Here is an 18,055-nt window from a genome sequence, read left to right as displayed (position 1 = left end):
ATCAGGGTTAACCCGTACTTTTCAGCGCCCCATGTTAGCATTACACTTATCGTAAGCATACTGATGATATGTGTGCATTGTTTACAACGGAGAACCCCATGAGCAATCCGCAGTCCGAACTTCCCGTCCTGGTCGCCGGTGGTGGCATTGGTGGCCTGGCCGCCGCCCTCGCCCTGGTGCGCCAGGGTTTCAAGGTCCAGGTGTTTGAGCAAGCGCCTGAAATCGGTGAAATCGGTGCGGGCATCCAGTTGGGCCCCAACGCCTTCCACGCGTTTGACGCGCTGGGCGTGGGCGACAAGGCGCGGGGCCGTGCCGTGTACACCGACTACATGGTCATGCACGACGCCATCGACGAAGTCCAGGTGGGCAAGATTGAAACCGGCGAGGCTTTTCGGGCGCGCTTTGGCAACCCCTATGCGGTCATCCACCGCGTGGACGTGCACAAGTCGTTGCTGGAAGGCGCTGTGGAAACCGGCCAGGTCGAGTTTTTCACCAACACGCACATCCACAAGATCGAGCAGGACGAAGCCAACAAGACCGTGACGGCAATTGACCAAAACGGCAAGCGCTGGTTGGGTCAGGCGCTGATTGGTGCTGACGGCGGCAAGTCGGTGGTGCGCGCGCAGTACGTGAACGACGCGCCACGCGTGACCGGCCATGTGGTGTACCGGGCGGTGGTGGAAAAGGCCGACTTCCCCGAAGACCTGCGCTGGAACGCCGCCAGCCTGTGGGCCGGCCCCAAGTGCCACCTGGTGCACTACCCGCTGCGCGGCGGGGAGCAATACAACGTGGTCGTGACCTTCCACAGCCGCCAGCAAGAGACCTGGGGCGTGACGGACGGCAGCAAGGAAGAAGTGGAAAGCTACTTCCAGGGCATTGCGCCCAAGGCCCGCCAGTTGATTGAGCTGCCCAAGACCTGGAAGCGCTGGGCCACGGCCGACCGCGAGCCGATCGACACCTGGGTGTTTGGCCGCGCCACGATCTTGGGCGACGCTGCCCACCCCACCACGCAGTACATGGCGCAAGGCGCCTGCATGGCCATGGAAGACGCGGTGACGCTGGGTGAGGCCCTGCGCGTGCATGACAACGACTGGGAAAAAGCGCTGCCGCTGTACCAGAAGAGCCGCGTGACCCGCACCGCACGCATCGTGCTGAGCGGCCGCGAAATGGGCAGGCTTTACCACGCGGCCGGTGTCGAGCGCCTGGTGCGCAACAGCTTGTGGAAGGGCCGGACGCAAGAGCGTTTTTACGACGCGATTGAGTGGCTGTATGGCTGGAACGTCAAGAACTGTTTGAGCACCTGAATCCCTATTTTTGGAGAATCCCATGAGCCACGAACTCGGACGACTCGAAGACCTGCCACAGGACTACCGCGACGACCTGAAAGCGCTGAACCTGGTGCCGCTGTGGCCCAGCCTGCGCGCCGTGCTGCCGCCGGGCACACCCACGCGCGCCACGCAGGCCGTGCACTGGCCCTACGCCACGATCAAGCCACTGCTGCTGAAAGCCGGCGAGCTGACGCCGATTGAAAAGGCCGAGCGCCGCGTGCTGGTGCTGGCCAACCCCGGCCACGGCCTGGAAAACATGAAGGCCAGCCCCGCCATGTACCTGGGCATGCAGCTGCTGCTGCCCGGCGAATGGGCACCCAGCCACAAGCACACGCCCAACGCGGTGCGCATGATCGTGGAAGGCGAAGGCGCCTACACCACGGTGGACGGCGAAAAGTGCCCCATGAGCCGCGGCGATTTGATCTTGACGCCCACCGGGCTGTGGCACGAACACGGCCACGACGGCACCGACCCCGTGGTGTGGCTCGACGTGCTGGACCTGCCGCTGGTGTACTACATGGAAGCCAGCTACCACATCAACGGCACACGCCAGACCGTGAAGCAAGGCAGCGGAGACCGCGCCTGGACCCGCGCCGGCGTGGCGCCCACGCAGGTCTTCAACCGCAGCGACAAGCGCTACCCCATGCTGCGCTACCCGTGGGTGGACACGCGTGCCGCGCTGGTCAACATGGCCGAGAACGAGCCCGCGCTGGACTGCGTGCAGGTGACCTACGTGAACCCGGAAACCGGCACCGACGCAGAGAACATCCTGGGCTTCTACGCGCTGATGCTCAAGCCCGGCCAGACCCTCACGCTGCCAGCGCGCTCGCCTTCTCAGGTGTTCCACCTGATTGAAGGTGGTGTGGACGTGTCCACCTGCGGCAAGACGTTTGGCCTGGTCGAGGCAGACACCTGCTGCGCGCCCGGCTACGAGCCGGTGACGCTGGTCAACCGCTCGGCCGACCAACCCGCGTTCGTCTTCATCGCCGACGAATCGCCGTTGCACCGCAAGCTGGGTGTGTACGAGACGCGATAGCCCACATCCGGGGCCAGATTGAGCGCCCACCACCCAACACGCCCGTTCGGGCTGAGCCTGTCGAAGCCCTCGTGCCCACAAGGTGGGAGCCCTTCGACAAGCCCAGAGCGAACAGTGTTCTGTGGCACCGCGCAGACCGAGACACCAGCCCAAATTTCCTGACTTGAACCTCTCCAGCACCCGATCACCATGACCCAATACCTCTTCACCCCGCCCGCCGTCCAGTCGCTGCCGATCCGTGGCAAGACCGAGCGCTTCCCCATCAACCGCATTTTCTGCGTCGGTCGCAACTACCACGCACACGCCGTTGAAATGGGCCGCCCGGTCGACAAGAGCGTCGAGCAGGCGTTCTACTTCACCAAGTCGCCCCAGACCCTGGTGGAAAGCGGTGCGACCGTGACCTACCCGCCGCGCACCAGCAACTACCACTTTGAGATGGAACTGGTACTGGCCATCGGCAAGCCCGGCTTTCGCGTCAGCGAAGCCAACGCCCATGAGCTGGTGTACGGCTACGCCGCCGGCCTGGACATGACCCGCCGCGACCTGCAGCTGGTGGCCCGCGACAAGGGCCGTCCGTGGGACACGGGCAAGGACATTGAAGAAGGCTCGGTGTGCTCCGAGATCGTGCCCATGGAAGGCGTGGTCATCGAACACGGCGCAATCGCCCTGGAAGTCAACGGCGCCACCAAGCAGTCGTCCGACGTGAACAAGCTGATCTGGAACATCCGCGAAATCATTGCCGACCTGTCCACCTACTACCACCTGCAGCCTGGCGACATCATCTACACCGGCACCCCCGAAGGCGTGGGCGCGGTGGTGGCGGGTGACCAGATCACCGGCCGTGTGGAAGGCGTGGCCGAGATTGCACTGACGGTGGGCCCTGCGGAATGAAGCTCTACAACTTCTGGCGCAGCGGCACCTCGCACCGCCTGCGCATTGCGCTCAATCTCAAAGGCCTGAGCGCCGAGTACCTGGCGGTGCACCTGGGCAAAGAAGAGCATCTGAAAGACGCCTTCAAAGCGGTGAACCCGCAGATGCTGGTGCCTGCGCTGGCGCTGGACAACGGCGAAGTGCTGATCCAGTCGCCCGCCATCATCGAGTGGCTGGAAGAAACGCACCCCACGCCCGCGCTGCTGCCCGCCGGTGCCAGCGATCGGGCGCGCGTGCGTGCGCTCGCGGCCATCGTGGGTTGCGACATCCACCCCATCAACAACCGCCGCATTCTGGAAGCGCTGCGCAAGCAGTTCAACGCCGACGAAGCCACGGTGAACGCCTGGTGCGCCACCTGGATCAGCGCCGGCTTTGACGCCTACGAGGCCCTGCTGGCGGCCGACACGGCGCGTGGCGCGTTCAGCTTTGGCAACGCGCCCACGGTGGCCGACGTGTACCTGATTCCCCAGGTGGAAAGCGCGCGCCGCTTCAAGGTGGACCTGTCGCGCTGGCCGCTCATCAGCGCCATCGACCAGGCCTGCAGCGAACTCGACGCGTTCAAGCGCGCGGCACCGGCCGCGCAGCCCGACGCGGCCTGAGCCCCGTCCAGCCACCCCTTTTTCAACCCGCAGCAGGCTTCGGCGCCACGCGCGCTGAGGCCGCTGCTTTGTCCCAAGCGTTCCCATGAAACCCATGACATTCACCCAGACCCTGCGCGGCTTGGCCGCCGCCCTCACCCTGACCGCCCTGGCCAGCGGCGCCAGCGCCCAGACCCTGAAGCTCGGCCACATCACACCGCCCACGCACGTGTGGCACCAAGTGTCTGAAAAGATCGCCACCGACCTGGAAAAGGCTTCAGGCGGCAAGATGAAGGTGGCGGTGAGCCCGCTGCAAAAGCTGGGCAACGAAGCCCAGATGATCAACCTGATGCAGGCCGGCGCGCAGCAGCTCGGCGTGTTCACGGTGGGCGGCCTGTCCAACCGCGAAGAGTCCTTCCTGGCCTGGTCGCTGCCCTATGTGTTCAAGGACGTGGCCCACGCCACCCGCGCCGCCAGCACGCCGGCCGCCAAAGAAATGCTCAAGCGCCTGGACCAGCACGGTCTGGTGGGCCTGGGCTACACCTTTGCCGGCATGCGCCACGTGCTGTCGCTGCAGCCCGTGGCATCGGCCAAAGACCTGGCCAACAAGAAGGTGCGCTCGTTCCCCAGCCCCATTTACAACGACTGGTGGAACGCCAACGGCGCCGCGCCAACCGCCATGCCGCTGTCGGAAGTGGCGCCGTCGCTGACCACCAAACTGCTCGACGCGGTGGACGTGGACCTGGACGCCCTGGTGGGCCTGAAGTTTCACCAGCAGGCGCCCAACCTCACGCTGACCAACCACATGGCCTTCCCGGCCGTGATCGTGGTGTCCAAGAAATGGCTGGCCACCCGCAGCGACGCCGAGCGCGCCATGCTCACCAAGGTAGTGGCCGACGCCGAGCAATGGGGCTTCAAGACCGCTATCGACGCCGACGCCAGCAACCTGGTGAAGGCCAAGGCCGACGGCGCCAAGGTGGTCAATGCCGACATCGCCTCGTTCCAGAAAGTGGCGGGGCCGATCCGCGACAAGTACACCAGCAAAAACCCGCTGATTGCGGACTTCTACAAGCAGGCCAAAGGCCTGTAAACCGGCCCGCTCCGGCCACCGTACCGCAGACAGCGCCCGTCAGGGCCCTGTCTGCTTTTGACCATCTGAACCCAAGACCGACCATGCCCCTGTACGCCCCCATACAAACCCTGGACCGCTGGCTCATGCAGCTGGAACGCGGCGCGGTGATCGCGCTGACAGCGGGCATTGCCGGCATCATGATGACGCAGGTGGTGATGCGCTATTTCTTCAGCGCACCGATCTTCTGGGCCGAAGAAATGTCGGTGCAGCTGCTCGTGTTCGTCACGCTGTTTGGCCTGTCGCTGCTGGTGCAGAGCGGGCAGCTGGTGAGCATCGACTTTTTGCCCGCCGCCCTGCCCGCACGCGCCCGCCACGCCCTGATGGCCGTGCTGGGTGCGGTGCTGCTGGCGCTGCTGCTGTTCCTGGCGGTGCTGGGCTGGGAATGGGTCAACCGCCCCGAGGTGCGCATGGAACTGGGCGCCACCACCCAGCTGCCGCGCTGGTACAACTATTCGGCGCTGCCGCTGGCCATGGCCTGTATGGCCTTTCACCAGTTCGCCGCCATCTTGCGCCACGCGCGCGCCCTGCTCAAAGGAACCGCCGCATGATCACCCTGATCGTTTTCTTTGGCCTGCTGTTTGCCGGCCTGCCCATTGTGGGCGCCATCCTGGCGGGCGCGCTGGCCTTCATGGCCACCAACGACCTGGCCGTGCTGTACGACTCGGTACCGATCCAGTTTTACGGCGCGCTGGAAATCAACAGCCTGCTGGCGATTCCGCTGTTTTTGCTGGTGGGCGAGATCATGAACAAGGCGGGCCTGACGCAGCGCCTGATCGCCGTGGCCGAGGTGCTCGTGGGCAACCTCAAGGGCGGCCTGGCCTACGCCAACCTGTTCACCAACGCCATGGCCGCGTCCATTCTGGGCTCGGCGGTGGCGCAGATCGGCGTGATGAGCAAGGTGATGATCCCGGCCATGGAACGCATGGGCTACAACCGCGCGTTTTCGGGCGCGGTCACGGTCACCTCTGGCCTGCTGGGGCCCATCATCCCGCCGTCCATGCTGATGATCATTTACGGCGTGGTGGCGGTGCAGCCCATCGCCCCGCTGTTCATCGCCGGCATCGTGCCCGGCCTGCTGATGGTGGCAGCACTGGCGTTGGTGATTTTTTTGCACGGCGTGTTTGGCCCCGGCTTGCCGGCCGGCAGCAAGAGCGAGCGCTCCAGGTCCATCAAGGTGTTGCTCGAAGGCCTGGTGCCTGCCGTGATTCCGGTGGTGGTCATCGCCGGCATCATGCTGGGCGTGATGACGCCCACCGAATCGGGTGCGGTGGCAGCCATCATTTCGCTGGCGCTGGGCTTTGCCTACCGTGAAATCAAGGTCCGCGACCTCGGCGGCATCTTGCTGGGTGTGGCCACCAACACCGCCACCATCACCGGCCTGATCGCCGCGGCCTCGGTGCTGAGTTGGGTGCTCGCCTTTCAGGGCGTGCCCGACCTGGTGGTGGAAACCATGCAGGGCCTGACCGATTCGCCCTTTGTGTTCCTGCTGCTGGTGATCGCGATGCTGATGGTGCTGGGCATGTTCCTGGAAAGCATCAGCGTGCTGATCGTGGTGGTGCCGCTACTGATGCCGGTGGTGAACACCCTGGGCATCGACCCGATCCACTTCGGCGTGGTCTGCACGGTGGCCACGGTGATCGGGCTGGTCACACCGCCGGTGGGCCCAGGGCTTTACATCGCCATGGTGCAGGCCAACATCCGCATGGGTCCGCTGTTCAAGGCCACTGTGCCGTTTCTGCTGGCGGTGATGCTCACGCTGGTGCTGATTGCGGCGGTGCCCGAACTGTCCACCTGGCTGCCAGCGGTCACGGCCGGGCGGTAAGCCCTGGCGGAGCGGTGCCGGCAGCAACACGCCGGCGAAAGCCACGCGTTGCGCCAGATCTATGCAGCGCCGGGTGCGGGCATGTCGCTGCCCTGGGCTTCCTGGCGCACATGCACCTGCAATGGGCGGTGTCCGGCCTGGCCCAGATACACCTGGATGCGTCGGATCAGCCCCGCTTCGAGCGGGCTGTCGGCCGCCAGCAGCAACATGCCCTCAGGGGTGACCAGATCGCGCGACAAGGTCATGCCAGGCATGAGCTCGGCCGATAACACCACGCGCTCAGGCCCCCGGCCCTCGGCAGACCGCCCCATGACCTGCAGCAGAGCGCCCACCACCTGCGGGTCGTAACGCTGGCCCACCTGGTCTTGCACGAACTGCAGCGCCTCGTTGACAGACAGGCGGCGGGATGAAATCAGACCGTGCTGCAAGCCATCGAAATCATTGGCAACGGCCAGAATGCGGGCCTCCAGGGGAATGGCTTCGCCGGCCAGACCGTCCGGAAAACCCTTGCCGTCAAAACGCTCGTGGTGGCTGCGCAAGGCGGTGGCGGCGGGCTGCAAGTCGTCCAACGCGATCAGGGCCTGGACCCCCGCGACCGGGTGCTTGCGGTACAGCGCCACCTCCTGTGCGTTCATCTGGGTCACGGGCTTGCCCAGCAGTTCGTCGGGCAAACCGATTTTGCCGATGTCGTGCAACAGGCCACCCAGAAACACCTGCTGGACGGTCAGGTCGTCCAGCCCCAGCTGCTTGGCCAGGCGCTGCGCCAGTTCAGCGACCCGCCGCGAATGCCCGGCCAGCATGCCGCCGCGCAACTCCATCATGCTGGTGAACGTGCGAATGGAGGTCAGGAAGCTGTCCTTCAGGCGCTGGTTGGCGTGGGCCAGTTCGGCCGTGCTTTCGCGAACACGCTGGTCCAGACCGGCGTTCAGCCCCGCCAGGGCGCCTTGCAGGTTGCGCACCGCCTCCAGCAGCACCACCTCACCGTCACCCAGGGTGCGCGGCGCTTGCACGGCCGCGTCAGGCAACTGGCTGAGCCGCTGCACCATCTCGCGGTCTTCGCCAAGAATGTGCACGATCAGCCAGGCCGACAGAAAGCGGTGCAGCGCCGCGGCCTGCGGACCACCTTGCGCCCACAACGCGCTGAACTGGGCCAGTTGGTCGCCAAACTCGCTGTGGCGTCCGTGGTGCGCAGCCAACGCCGTGGGTGGTACGCCGGCCTGCGCCCACCAGGCTTCCTCGGCTTCAAAGTGGTACTCCGCATAGGCCTGCACCTCGGCCAGAACACGTTCGCACTCGGCGGCGTCGCCACCCACCAGCGCCTCACCCAAGGCATTGGTCAGACCCACCAGCGCCTGGTGCTGGTGGTCGATCAATTCAACACCGGTCTCAAAGCGTTCGCTCCACACAAAAGTCTGAAGCGCCAGGGAGTGCGGACTGTTCTGGCTCATGCTCACGCCCCTCGGTTTGGCCGCCTGTGTACGGCTCAGGGGCCTTGAAGCGGCTGGACACCGCGTCGGCGCATCATGTCTTCGCTCATGGCCAGCAACGCGTCAGGCGCCAGTTGGGCCTGGGCGGCGGGGTAGACGATGCCGTCTTCGTCGTCGATATGCCGCCGGTACAGGCTAGCAAAGTGGTTGATCAGGGCCGTCTGTTCCGGTGTGAAATCGGTCCAGCCCGCTGGCGGCGGCTGGCACACCCCAGCCAGCACCACGCGCACCTGCGCCCAGGCGGCGTCCATGTCGCGGTGGTCTTGCTGGAGCCGCTGCACGATGGTGTGCAGCGCGGTGTCGGTACCGGCGAGCAGCGGCGGAAACACATGCCGCTCTTCGTCTTCGTGGTGGTGTGGGGCGGCCTGGTCAAAGTAGCGCATCACGTCCACCGCCGCCTGGCCGATCTGCTGGCTCCAGCCGTGCACCCGCGCGTGTTGCTGCAGCTTGGCCAGCAGCGCCAGCATGCGGTGCACCCGCTCGTGGCAAGCGTCGAGCATCTCGAACGGCGCCTCAAAACCTGCACCGGGCGCACGGTGACCGGGCAGCGTGATCTGGCTCAGCGGGATGGATGTGGCCATGGTTCGCGGCGTTGCAAAAATTCAGCCGAGCTGCACCGCTTCACCCTGCGGGTTGAACGGGATGAAGGCCTGCAGCTGGCCCATGCGGATGGCTTCCACCATGTCTTGCAGGGGTTTTTCAGCGTCTTCGCTGCTGGGTGCGCGGCCCGCTTTGCCCGACAGGGCGGCGGCAAACACCATGCCCCAGGCAGGACCCATCTGACTGGCTTCCTGCTTGAACTGGTCAAACGAGGTGAGCTCGTCGGGCGTCTTGTCCACGCACATCTGCGGCACCAGCGCACCGCCTTCACCGCGCTCAAAACCGGCGCGTTCAGCGGGGGTGGCGTCGTCGGGCAGCTCGATGCCGGCAAACACAAACAGCAGACGCTGCGGCATGGGCTGGGCGCGGGCGGCGCTCAGCAGGTCGTCAAAGGTGGCAATGTTCATGGATGGCTGTTTAAAAAAGAAAAATGTTCAAAGCGCGGCAGGCGGATCACCCAGGGTGCTCAGGAACTCGGCCACGGCGGGCCGCACCCGGGCGGGCTTGCGCGCGCGCACCGTGCCGACGCTGACAAAGCACAGCGCCTGCTCGCCAGCCTGCAGGCCAAACAGGGCGCGCAGGCTGTCCGATTTCAAGGCTTTGCCGCTGGTGAGCGCAGAGCCAAAACCCAGCGCGGTGGCCATGAGCAGCGCGTTTTGCACGGCGCAGCCGGCCGACAGGATGCGCTCGGCCAGGTCCACGGCGGGGTCGCCGCGTTGGCCGTCCACCACCACCAGCATCAGCCAGGGCGCGCGGTGGGCTTTTTCGCGGGCTTGCGCCACCTGCTCGGGCGTGGCGCCGGCGTCGCGCTCCAGCAGGGCTTGGCCAAACACCTCGGCCAGGCGCTCGCGCTGCGCATCGGGCACGGCAATGAAGCGCCAGGGCAACAGCTGGCCGTGGTCGGGGGCGGCCGCCGCAGCGGCCAAGATGCTGTGCTGCTGCGAAGCATCGGGGCCGGGACCCAGCAGGCGCTTGGGCAGCACGGTCTGGCGGGCCTGGATCAGTTCGCCGGCCACTACGGGCCAGTCGTTGGCGGGCTGTTCCAGCGCAGGGACGTTGTATTCGGTTTTGAACATGGGACGCTCGTTGGGGTTCAACCGGGACGGCCATCGGCTCGCTGGCGGCCATACCAGCCCAGCAGGCGCACGCCCCACACGGCCATGACAACGGCCCACAGCAGCGCAGCGGCCATGACCAGCCAGGCCGGCGCCTGGTTCAGCGCGCCACCAATGCGCAGCAGCACCGCCAGCTGCAACAGCCAGAACAGCGCCCACACCAGGTTGTCCGCCACCAGGGTGCGGCCGCTGTGACCGCACGACACCCGCGTGACCATGGCCAGCATGAGCGAACCGAGGCAGCCCATGGTGAGCGCGTGCAGCGCTCCCAGGCCAAGCACCGGCGTGCCCAGCCGCAGGCCCAGCAGCTGCGAAGCGCCGGCCAGCACAAACGACACACCCAGCCACAAAAAACCCAGGTGCAGCATGGCCAGCAGCCGGATGCTCAGGCTCTGCACCAGACCCCACACAAAGGCCAGCCACAAAATGACGCTGCCCGCGGCCAGCTGCATCAGGCCCAGGCCCAGCATCCAGGCGCGGCCACCCCGCCCGGCGGGCTCGCCCATCCAGGACATGACCAGCGGCACCCAGATGGCGGCCAGTTCCAGCGCCACCGCACCCAGCAGCATCCACAACACCCAGAACGGCCGCCACACATCGATCATGGGCACGGCTCTGGAGGTGAAAAACGGAATCATGCGGTGCGCCACCACCAGGTAGGTGACCACCACAAAGCCCCACAGCCCGGTGAGCACGGCGGCATGGGCCACGTCATAAGCGCCGGCAGCCAGCGCCACCAGCAGCAGCGCCAGACTGACCACACCCACACCGCCCGCCACAGCCACGGTGCGGGCGTGCAGGCGGTCGTCCAGCGTGCTGCGGCGTACCAGTTGGGCAAACAAGGCCACCACCCAGCCCAGCCCCAGCAGCGCAACAGCGCCACCGGCCAGGCTCAGCCCCCAAGCCGTGTGAAGGCCCAGCAGCCACACCAGCCAGCCAGCGGCCTGCAGCAGCAAGGGCGCCAGCAGGCTGCGGGCTTCGGGCCCGTCCACACCGAGCCACTTGGGCCCTGCGGTGAACAGAAAACCCGTGAAGAAGAGGGGAATGAACCCAAACGTCATGACAGCCGCATGGCCCAGCGAGGGCGACACCGCGTAGGCCAGACCCAGGGCGCCAGTGGCCCGGTCCACCTGCACCAGCGCCCACCAGACGCCCGAGGCCAGCAACAGCAACACCGCCAAAGCAAAGCCCAGTCGGTGTGGCGCCAGCAGCAGGTGCGCCGGGCGCCAGGGCTGCGAAGCCAGTGGCTCGGGACGAAGCGCCCGCGCCGGTCTGGCCGCTCGCGTCAGCTGATCGGCCTGAACGGCCTGGGTAGGCGAGCCCACACAGATCGCTTGGGGGCTCGCATCAGTGGCAAGTTTCATTCATGAAAACTCAAGGGGTTGACAAAGGCATCGGCACCCGAAGCGGCTGTTTGCGTCCGACCTGCAAAAGCGCATGCGGGGCATCGACACACAGCGCCTGGAAAGCGCCGCCTAGGGGGTACCAAGGCGTTTTTATTAGACGACAAAAAGCCCCTTGGCGAAAACGCAAAGGGGCTACTACCAATGGACGATGGGGAGTGCCCGCCGGTACGCGCGCCATGCTGCGCGCACCAAGAAAAAGACCGCTGCAGCTTGCGCTGTAGCGGTCTTCAAGGGCGTTTGGACGTTGCAGGTTGACTGACCACCTAGCCGGTCAATGCGCACGCCCATGCAACTCGGCGTACGGACGTGTTACCCACACGTACCCAGGTGGCCGCACTGGGTGCAGTAATCGCAGCCGTCCTTGCGGATCATGGCGTGCGCTCCGCACTCGGGGCATTTTTTGCCGGCCATCACACCCGCAGACGTGCTCACGGACACGGCAACCGGCTCGGGCATCACCGCCGCCACGCCCTGCTGGGCGCGCCGCGCAATGATGTTTTGCAGCGCAAACGCGATGGCGGCCACTTCGGAGTCGTGCCACATCGGCACGTGCGTGCCGTCGGCCTTCTGGTAGGTGCCCAGGCGCACCGGGCCGCGGTCCCAGGCCACTTTGCGCATGTCGCCCAGGGCGCGTTCCAGGAAGCCGCCGCGCGCGGCCAGCGACAGCATGCGCATGGTAGAGGTGATCCACTGCTGCGACTCACCGCTCTGGCCCACGGGCATGAAGAACTCGATGGCGCGCTCGATCGTGCCCACGCCGTCGGCCGCAGGCACCGGCAGGAACGAGACCACGATGTACAGCGTTTTGTGGCCCTCTTGCGTCCAGTATTCCACCTTGTCGGCCACGGCCGAGAGCGCGCCTTTGGGGCGGCTTTCGATCACGGTGCGCATGGGGTCCACCGGCGCCGGTGCGGCGGCCGCAGCGGCCGCCGCCGCGTCGGTGGCAGCGCTGCCAGTGTCAAGCACCGAGCCCAGAATGCTGTTCGGGCGGTAGGTGGCCAGGCCCTTGAGGTGGGCGCGCCAGGCTTGCTGGTACAGGCCTTTGAAGTCTTCGTAGGGGTAGTCGGCTTCGACGTTCACCGTCTTGGAGATGGCGGTGTCCACAAACGGCTGCACCGCTTGCATCATGGCGATGTGGTCGCCGGCGCTCATGGCCAGGGCGTTCACAAAATACTCGGGCAGCTGGTCTACGTCACCGCCGAGTTCGCGGTACAGGCGCCAGGCGTGGTCTTCCACCGCGTATTCGCTGGTGGAGCCATCGGCCTCGCGCTTTTTGCGGCGGTACATCCAGGAAAACGGCGGCTCGATGCCGTTGGACGCGTTGTCGGCAAAGGCCAGGCTCACCGTGCCGGTGGGCGCGATGGACAGCAGGTGGCTGTTGCGGATGCCGTGCTTGCGGATCTGCTTTTGCAGCGCGGCAGGCAGGCGGCTGGCGAAGGTGCCGGCCGCCAGGTAGTCGTCCACCACCAGCTTGGGGAACGCGCCTTTTTCTTGCGCCAGGGCCACCGAAGCGGCGTAAGCCGCGTCGCGCATGCGCTCGGCAATTTGCGCCGCCATGGCACGGCCTTCGTCGCGGTCGTAGCGCACGCACAGCATGGCCAGGGTGTTGCCCATGCCGGTGAAGCCCACGCCAATGCGGCGCTTGGCGGCCGACTCTTCGCGCTGCTGGGGCAGCGGCCAGAAGGTCACGTCCAGCACGTTGTCGAGCGCGCGCACCTGGGTGGTCACGGCTTGTTCAAACGCGTCGAAGTCAAACGATGGCAGGCCGCCAAAGCCAAACGGGTTGCGCACAAATCGGGTGAGGATGACCGGGCCGAGGTCGCAGCAGCCGTAAGGCGGCAGCGGCTGTTCGCCACAGGGGTTGGTGGCCTCAATGCTCTCGCAGTAGCGCAGGTTGTTGTCGTTGCGGATCTGGTCCAGGAACAGGATGCCGGGTTCGGCGAAGTCGTAGGCCGACTTCATGACCGTGTCCCACAGTTCGCTGGCGGCGATGATCTGGTAAACCCACTGGCCATCAGCGCGCTGGTAAGCGCCCTTGGCGATCAGAGGGGCGCCCGGGCGGGCCTTGTGCACCAGCTCCCAGGGTTGGTCGCTGCCCAGGGCTTCCATGAACGCGTCGGACACGCCCACCGACACGTTGAAGTTGTTCCAGCGGCCGGGGGTGCGCTTGGCGGTGATGAATTCGAGCACATCGGGGTGGTCGATGCGCAGCACGCCCATCTGGGCGCCACGGCGCGCGCCGGCGCTCTCCACGGTGGAGCACGACTGGTCGAACACGTTGATGTAGCTGCATGGGCCGGAGGCCATGGAGTGCGTGCCCTTGACTTCGGCGCCCTTGGGACGGATGCGCGAGAAGTCATAACCCACGCCGCCACCGCGGCGCATGGTCTCGGCGGCTTCGCGCAGGGCTTCATAGATGCCGGGATAGCCCTCGGCGTCCACGCCCTGGATGCAGTCGCCCACGGGCTGCACAAAACAGTTGATCAGGGTGGCCTGGATGTCGGTGCCAGCGGCGCTCATGATGCGCCCGGCGCCAATGGCACCAGCGTGCAGGTTGGCCAGGAAGCGCTGCTCCCAGTCGGCTCGCACGTCTTCTTTTTCCACCGAAGCCAGCGCACGCGCCACGCGGCGGTACAGGTCTTCAATGCCGTCTTCGCCGGGCTTCAGGTATTTTTCTTTGAGCACATCGAGGCTGATGGGCTGGGTATGGGTCAGGTCCTGCGGACGCATGGTGTTGTCGCGTTTCATGTCGGGTCGTGTTGAAAAGGCCTGCGGCCTATCGGAAGGGGAGGGCGACCAACGGGCCACTGGGGTTTGTTGGTCGACATGGCGCTGAGGCGAAACCGTGTGGACGGCCGCTTCAGGCCTTGGTGTCGGGCAAATGGCTTGTGCGTCGGACGCAAATTATCCCTGCTGGAACCGGTTTTCACCGCCAAAGCCCTTTTCCGATGGATTATTTTGCCTTTTCAGTGGCTGGGCACGGACGGCCGGACGTCTGCCAGCATCCACTGCAACAGATCGTGAACCGACCGGATTTCCCGGCCGAAAGGCAGGTTTCCAGCGCCCCGGAAAAACAGGCCTTTGTTCGTATCGCCTTCCATGGCGTGGCCCAGTTGCTGGTCAATACAGAACTGCCCAATGCCCACCACACCGTCGCGCAGGCCGCAGTGGGCCAGGCAGTCGAACGACATATTGCATTTTTTCTTCACATGCGCGGCCGCCTGCAGCTTGGGTTCGATGCGGATGTATTTGTCCAGCCAGGGTGTGCGCACCGCGCGCGCCGGCAGGCCGGCCACGCTGATGAACTCCACAATGTCCTCGGGCCGCGCGTCGGCCAGCACGTGCTTGAAGGCCGGGTCGGCGTCGCATTCGGTGGTGACGGCAAAGGCGGTACCCATTTGTACCGCGCTGGCACCCAAGGCCTGCAGCCGCACAATATCGGCCCGGCTGCTGATGCCACCGGCGACGATCAGGGGGATTTGGCCCTCAATGCCCGAGGTTTTGAAGAATTCGAGCACCTGGGGCAGCACGTTTTCAAAATCAAACCGCGTGTCCTGCAAATCGGACACCTTGGCCGCACCCAGGTGCCCACCGGCCAAGCGGGGGTGCTCGATCACGATCGCGTCGGGCAGGCGGCCTTTTTTCTCCCACTTGCGCACCAGCAGCTGCACGCCCCGGGCGTCCGACAAGATCGGAATCAGCGCGGTTTTGGGGTGGTCTTTGGCGATTTCAGGCAGGTCCAGTGGCAGACCGGCGCCCACCACCACGGCGTCGGCACCGCTTTGCAGCGCCTGGCGCACATACATTTCGTAGGCGCTGAGCGCCTTCATCACGTTCACCGCAATCAGGCCGCGGCCCTGGGCAATGCCCCGGGCGCGCTGGATCTCGCGGTCCAGCGCCACCAGGTTGGCGGCGTCAATCTGCGCCTTGGCATCGGGTTCTTTGTCCAGGTGGCCGGTCTGGGCCATCAGGTCGGGGTGCATGCGGCGCAAGTCCACCGACGACACCGTGCCCACGCCCCCGAAGCTGGCCACGGTGCCAGCCAGCGAGCCGGCCGACACGCCCACGCCCATGCCCCCCTGCACCACCGGAATGAGTTCGCGCCCGGCCAGGCGCCAGGTACGCAGGCCATCGCTGCGGGCCAGGGTCTGCAGCTCGGCCGCCAGCTGGGCCACCGTCGAGGTGCCCTGGTGGGAAGTCTGTTCGCTATCCAAGAGTTGTTCCATGCTGTTGCACTTCCTTTGGTGCGGCCCATGCCGCCGAGGCGAGGCTAACCAGCCTGGGCCGCCGGCGCTTTGCGGTGCATCAAACACCGGTACGTTGCGCACCCGGGGGCTTATTGCACCAGCGGTGAGTCGGCGCCTTCGAGCTCGATGCCTTCCAACTGGGCCTGGCCCACCAGCAGCTGCATGTATTGGCGCAGCGCCGTGCTGCGCGACTGCAGCGCCAGCTGGGCCTTGATGCGTTCCTGCACCTGCTCAAACTCGGGCAGCTTGCCTTTGCGCCGGCCCAGCACTTCAATGATGTGCAGGCCAAAACGGGTGTGCACCAGACGCGGGTGCACGCCCATGCCCCAGCGCGAATCGGTCTGGAAGAACAGCTCATTGGCCAGCTCGGGCGCGCAGTCCTCCGGCGTCACCCAGCCCAAATCGCCGCCCTCTTTGCTGGACGGGCAGTTGGACAGCTCGGTTGCCAGCGCCTCGAAGCGGCCGGGGGGCACGTCTTTGCGGATCAGCTCCAGCAGTGCCGCTTCGGCGCGCTGCGACAGCGCATGCACGTTCACACCCGGCGTCACCGCAAACAAGATGTGGCGCACATGCAGGGCCTGGCCCACGATGAAGCGGCCCTTGTTGGCGTCAAAGTAGCGGCGGCACTCGGATTCGCCGGGGTCGGGCGAGACCACGGCGACGTCCAGCAGGCTTTCGATCACGGCGCGCTGGGCGTCGTCCAGCTCGGGCGCCACCAGCCCGGCGTGGCGCGGCAGCAGGCCCGCCTTCACCGCCTGCTGACGCAGCAACTCGGTGTAGGCGCGCTCGCGCAGCGTGTTGAGGTCGGGTGTCTCACCGACCTCGTGCAGGGCAATGCCGTTGATGCTGGCCACGACGGGCTGGGCTTCACCGGCACAGGCGCAGTGGCCGCTGCCACAGCCCACGGTTGTTGCTGCATTCATGGTGTGTGTCCTCAGGTCAATGTGAAACGGGGCGCTGCTCGGCCGGGGCGCTGGACTTCAGGCCCAGCTTGCGGCTGCGCACCACCTGGTAAGGGCGGAACACGTAGGCCAGCGTGCCGAAACCGCTCCACACATGCACCAGGCGCGAGAAGGGGAAGAGCAGGAATATGGTCATGCCCAGCACCAGGTGCACCAGGTAGACCCAGTCCAGACCGGCCAGCAGGCTGGCATCGGGACGCAACGTGACGATGCCTTGCGCCCAGGCCGACAGTTGCAGCATCGCCTGGCCGTCGGAGTGGCCATAGGAGAAAGGCAGCGTGACCAGGCCCAGCACCAGTTGCACCCACAGGATGATCAGGATGCCCAGATCGGTGCGGTGGCTGGTGAGGCGGATGCGGTCGTCAAAAATGCGACGGTGCAGCAGCAGGGTGAGTCCGATGAAACAGATGACACCCGCAATGCCGCCGGCCACCACCGCCACCATTTGCTTCTGGCCCGCCGTGATGAAGGGCTCGTACACAAAGTGGGGCGTGAGCAAACCCACGGAGTGGCCGAAGAACAGGAACAGGATGCCGATGTGGAACAGGTTGCTGCCCCAGCGCAACTGGCGCTTGCGCAGCAGCTGCGACGAATCGCTTTTCCAGGTGTATTGGTCGCGGTCAAACCGGGCCAGGCTGCCCATGAAGAACACCGCCAGGCAGATGTAGGGAAAGACGTTGAAGAGGAAGTTGTGCAGCGTGTTCATGCCTGCGCTCCTTGAGAGGGTTGGGGTGACTTTCTGACAATGTGGATCGGCTGCGGCTGGCCGGGTTTGGCCTGGCCTTCGGTGGAGCAACCACCGAACACCTCGGGCTCGGCCCAGCTCTCGTCCATTTCGGGCTCGGGTGCAATGGCCACGGCTTCGGCCTTTTCGCCCGCCAACTCCAGCACCGCGGCCAGCACGCTGGCGTAGGGGCTCTGGCGGCCAGCCAGGGCGCTGAAGATCACACGCACGATGTGCGCGATCTCGCCCATGAACTCACGCGCCTGCGGCGGCGGCTGGGTGGAGGCAAATTCCAACACCACCGGCAAGTAGTCGGGCAGCTCGCTGGCACCCAGAAACAGGCCGGCTTTTTCGTAGGTCTGGATCAGGTCGATCATGGCCGGGCCACGGTCGCGCGAATCGCCATGCACATGCTCAAACAGGTGCAGCGCGGTGCGGCGGCCCCGGTCGAACAGCTCGACGTATTCGGACTCCACGTCAAGCGCCGGGCTGGCGCCCAGGTGCTTGAGCAAGGCGTCGAGTTCGGCCAGCCGTGCAGCGGGCAGCGCCGCCTCGGCTTGCAGGGCTTCACGCATGTCGGCGGTGTGGGCGCGGAACGCCGCGTCGGGGTAGCGCAACAGGTGCGCCAGCACGCGCAGCGTGAGGCGGGCCTGGGGAGGGGATGAAGAAAATAAACTCATGACATCAA

General features: G+C 65.8%; 17 protein-coding genes. 7 read left to right on the top strand and 10 right to left on the bottom strand.

Features of this window, described 5'->3' with window-relative positions:
- The first annotated feature begins 98 nt into the window (after nucleotides 1–98).
- From AC4QBL_RS19120 to AC4QBL_RS19090, 7 genes are all read left to right on the top strand, one after another.
- Nucleotides 99–1,304: a 3-hydroxybenzoate 6-monooxygenase gene (locus AC4QBL_RS19120; RefSeq protein WP_472907688.1), complete on the top strand. Its 1,206-nt coding sequence runs from the start codon at nucleotides 99–101 to the stop codon at nucleotides 1,302–1,304.
- Between the two features lie 22 nt (nucleotides 1,305–1,326).
- Nucleotides 1,327–2,364, top strand: a complete 1,038-nt coding sequence (locus AC4QBL_RS19115) for a cupin domain-containing protein (RefSeq protein ID WP_472907689.1) — start codon at nucleotides 1,327–1,329, stop codon at nucleotides 2,362–2,364.
- A gap of 189 nt (nucleotides 2,365–2,553) precedes the next feature.
- Nucleotides 2,554–3,255 carry a fumarylacetoacetate hydrolase family protein gene (locus tag AC4QBL_RS19110; RefSeq protein WP_472900621.1) on the top strand — a complete coding sequence of 234 codons (702 nt, stop codon included), beginning with the start codon at nucleotides 2,554–2,556 and terminating at the stop codon, nucleotides 3,253–3,255.
- Complete coding sequence (maiA, locus tag AC4QBL_RS19105; RefSeq protein WP_472900622.1) at nucleotides 3,252–3,893, top strand: maleylacetoacetate isomerase; 642 nt, start codon at nucleotides 3,252–3,254, stop codon at nucleotides 3,891–3,893. The genes AC4QBL_RS19110 and maiA overlap by 4 nt, the downstream gene beginning before the upstream one ends.
- A gap of 94 nt (nucleotides 3,894–3,987) precedes the next feature.
- On the top strand, nucleotides 3,988–4,962 hold the full coding sequence (locus tag AC4QBL_RS19100; RefSeq protein WP_472907690.1) for a TRAP transporter substrate-binding protein: 975 nt from the start codon (nucleotides 3,988–3,990) through the stop codon (nucleotides 4,960–4,962).
- Between the two features lie 83 nt (nucleotides 4,963–5,045).
- The gene (locus AC4QBL_RS19095; protein ID WP_472907691.1) at nucleotides 5,046–5,552 is read left to right on the top strand and encodes a TRAP transporter small permease; all 507 of its coding nucleotides are present in this window, start codon (nucleotides 5,046–5,048) and stop codon (nucleotides 5,550–5,552) included.
- Complete coding sequence (locus tag AC4QBL_RS19090; RefSeq protein WP_472900625.1) at nucleotides 5,549–6,826, top strand: TRAP transporter large permease; 1,278 nt, start codon at nucleotides 5,549–5,551, stop codon at nucleotides 6,824–6,826. The genes AC4QBL_RS19095 and AC4QBL_RS19090 overlap by 4 nt, the downstream gene beginning before the upstream one ends.
- Nucleotides 6,827–6,885: 59 nt before the next feature.
- On the opposite strand, the gene AC4QBL_RS19085 is transcribed toward AC4QBL_RS19090, so the two are convergent.
- The 10 genes from AC4QBL_RS19085 to narJ form a co-directional block, all read right to left on the bottom strand.
- A complete protein-coding gene (locus AC4QBL_RS19085) occupies nucleotides 6,886–8,274 on the bottom strand; it encodes an HD domain-containing phosphohydrolase (RefSeq protein WP_472907692.1) in 1,389 nt (462 codons plus the stop codon).
- Between the two features lie 35 nt (nucleotides 8,275–8,309).
- On the bottom strand, nucleotides 8,310–8,894 hold the full coding sequence (locus AC4QBL_RS19080) for a hemerythrin domain-containing protein (RefSeq protein WP_472900381.1): 585 nt from the start codon (nucleotides 8,892–8,894) through the stop codon (nucleotides 8,310–8,312).
- 21 nt (nucleotides 8,895–8,915) lie between these two features.
- On the bottom strand, nucleotides 8,916–9,320 hold the full coding sequence (locus AC4QBL_RS19075) for a ribonucleotide reductase subunit alpha (RefSeq protein ID WP_472900382.1): 405 nt from the start codon (nucleotides 9,318–9,320) through the stop codon (nucleotides 8,916–8,918).
- 27 nt (nucleotides 9,321–9,347) lie between these two features.
- Entirely contained in the window at nucleotides 9,348–9,989 is a 642-nt protein-coding gene (locus AC4QBL_RS19070; RefSeq protein WP_472900383.1) for a nitroreductase family protein, read from the bottom strand.
- Nucleotides 9,990–10,006: 17 nt separating this feature from the next.
- On the bottom strand, nucleotides 10,007–11,392 hold the full coding sequence (locus AC4QBL_RS19065) for an NnrS family protein (protein ID WP_472907693.1): 1,386 nt from the start codon (nucleotides 11,390–11,392) through the stop codon (nucleotides 10,007–10,009).
- 351 nt (nucleotides 11,393–11,743) lie between these two features.
- Nucleotides 11,744–14,182 (bottom strand): adenosylcobalamin-dependent ribonucleoside-diphosphate reductase, encoded by a 2,439-nt coding sequence (locus AC4QBL_RS19060; protein ID WP_472907694.1) that lies wholly within the window; start codon nucleotides 14,180–14,182, stop codon nucleotides 11,744–11,746.
- 218 nt (nucleotides 14,183–14,400) lie between these two features.
- Nucleotides 14,401–15,660: an NAD(P)H-dependent flavin oxidoreductase gene (locus AC4QBL_RS19055; protein ID WP_472907695.1), complete on the bottom strand. Its 1,260-nt coding sequence runs from the start codon at nucleotides 15,658–15,660 to the stop codon at nucleotides 14,401–14,403.
- Between the two features lie 110 nt (nucleotides 15,661–15,770).
- Nucleotides 15,771–16,604, bottom strand: coding sequence for a peptidylprolyl isomerase (locus tag AC4QBL_RS19050; protein ID WP_472907696.1), 834 nt, complete (start codon nucleotides 16,602–16,604; stop codon nucleotides 15,771–15,773).
- A 16-nt stretch (nucleotides 16,605–16,620) separates the two neighbouring features.
- Entirely contained in the window at nucleotides 16,621–17,349 is a 729-nt protein-coding gene (gene narI / locus AC4QBL_RS19045) for a respiratory nitrate reductase subunit gamma (RefSeq protein WP_472907697.1), read from the bottom strand.
- On the bottom strand, nucleotides 17,346–18,047 hold the full coding sequence (gene narJ, locus AC4QBL_RS19040; RefSeq protein WP_472900389.1) for a nitrate reductase molybdenum cofactor assembly chaperone: 702 nt from the start codon (nucleotides 18,045–18,047) through the stop codon (nucleotides 17,346–17,348). Before narJ ends, narI begins: the two co-directional genes overlap by 4 nt.
- Nucleotides 18,048–18,055: the final 8 nt, after the last annotated feature.

The organism is Hydrogenophaga sp. L99 (assembly GCF_058731905.1).
Note: the sequence above shows the minus strand (reverse complement) of the source record. Positions and strands in the feature narration are given on the sequence as shown.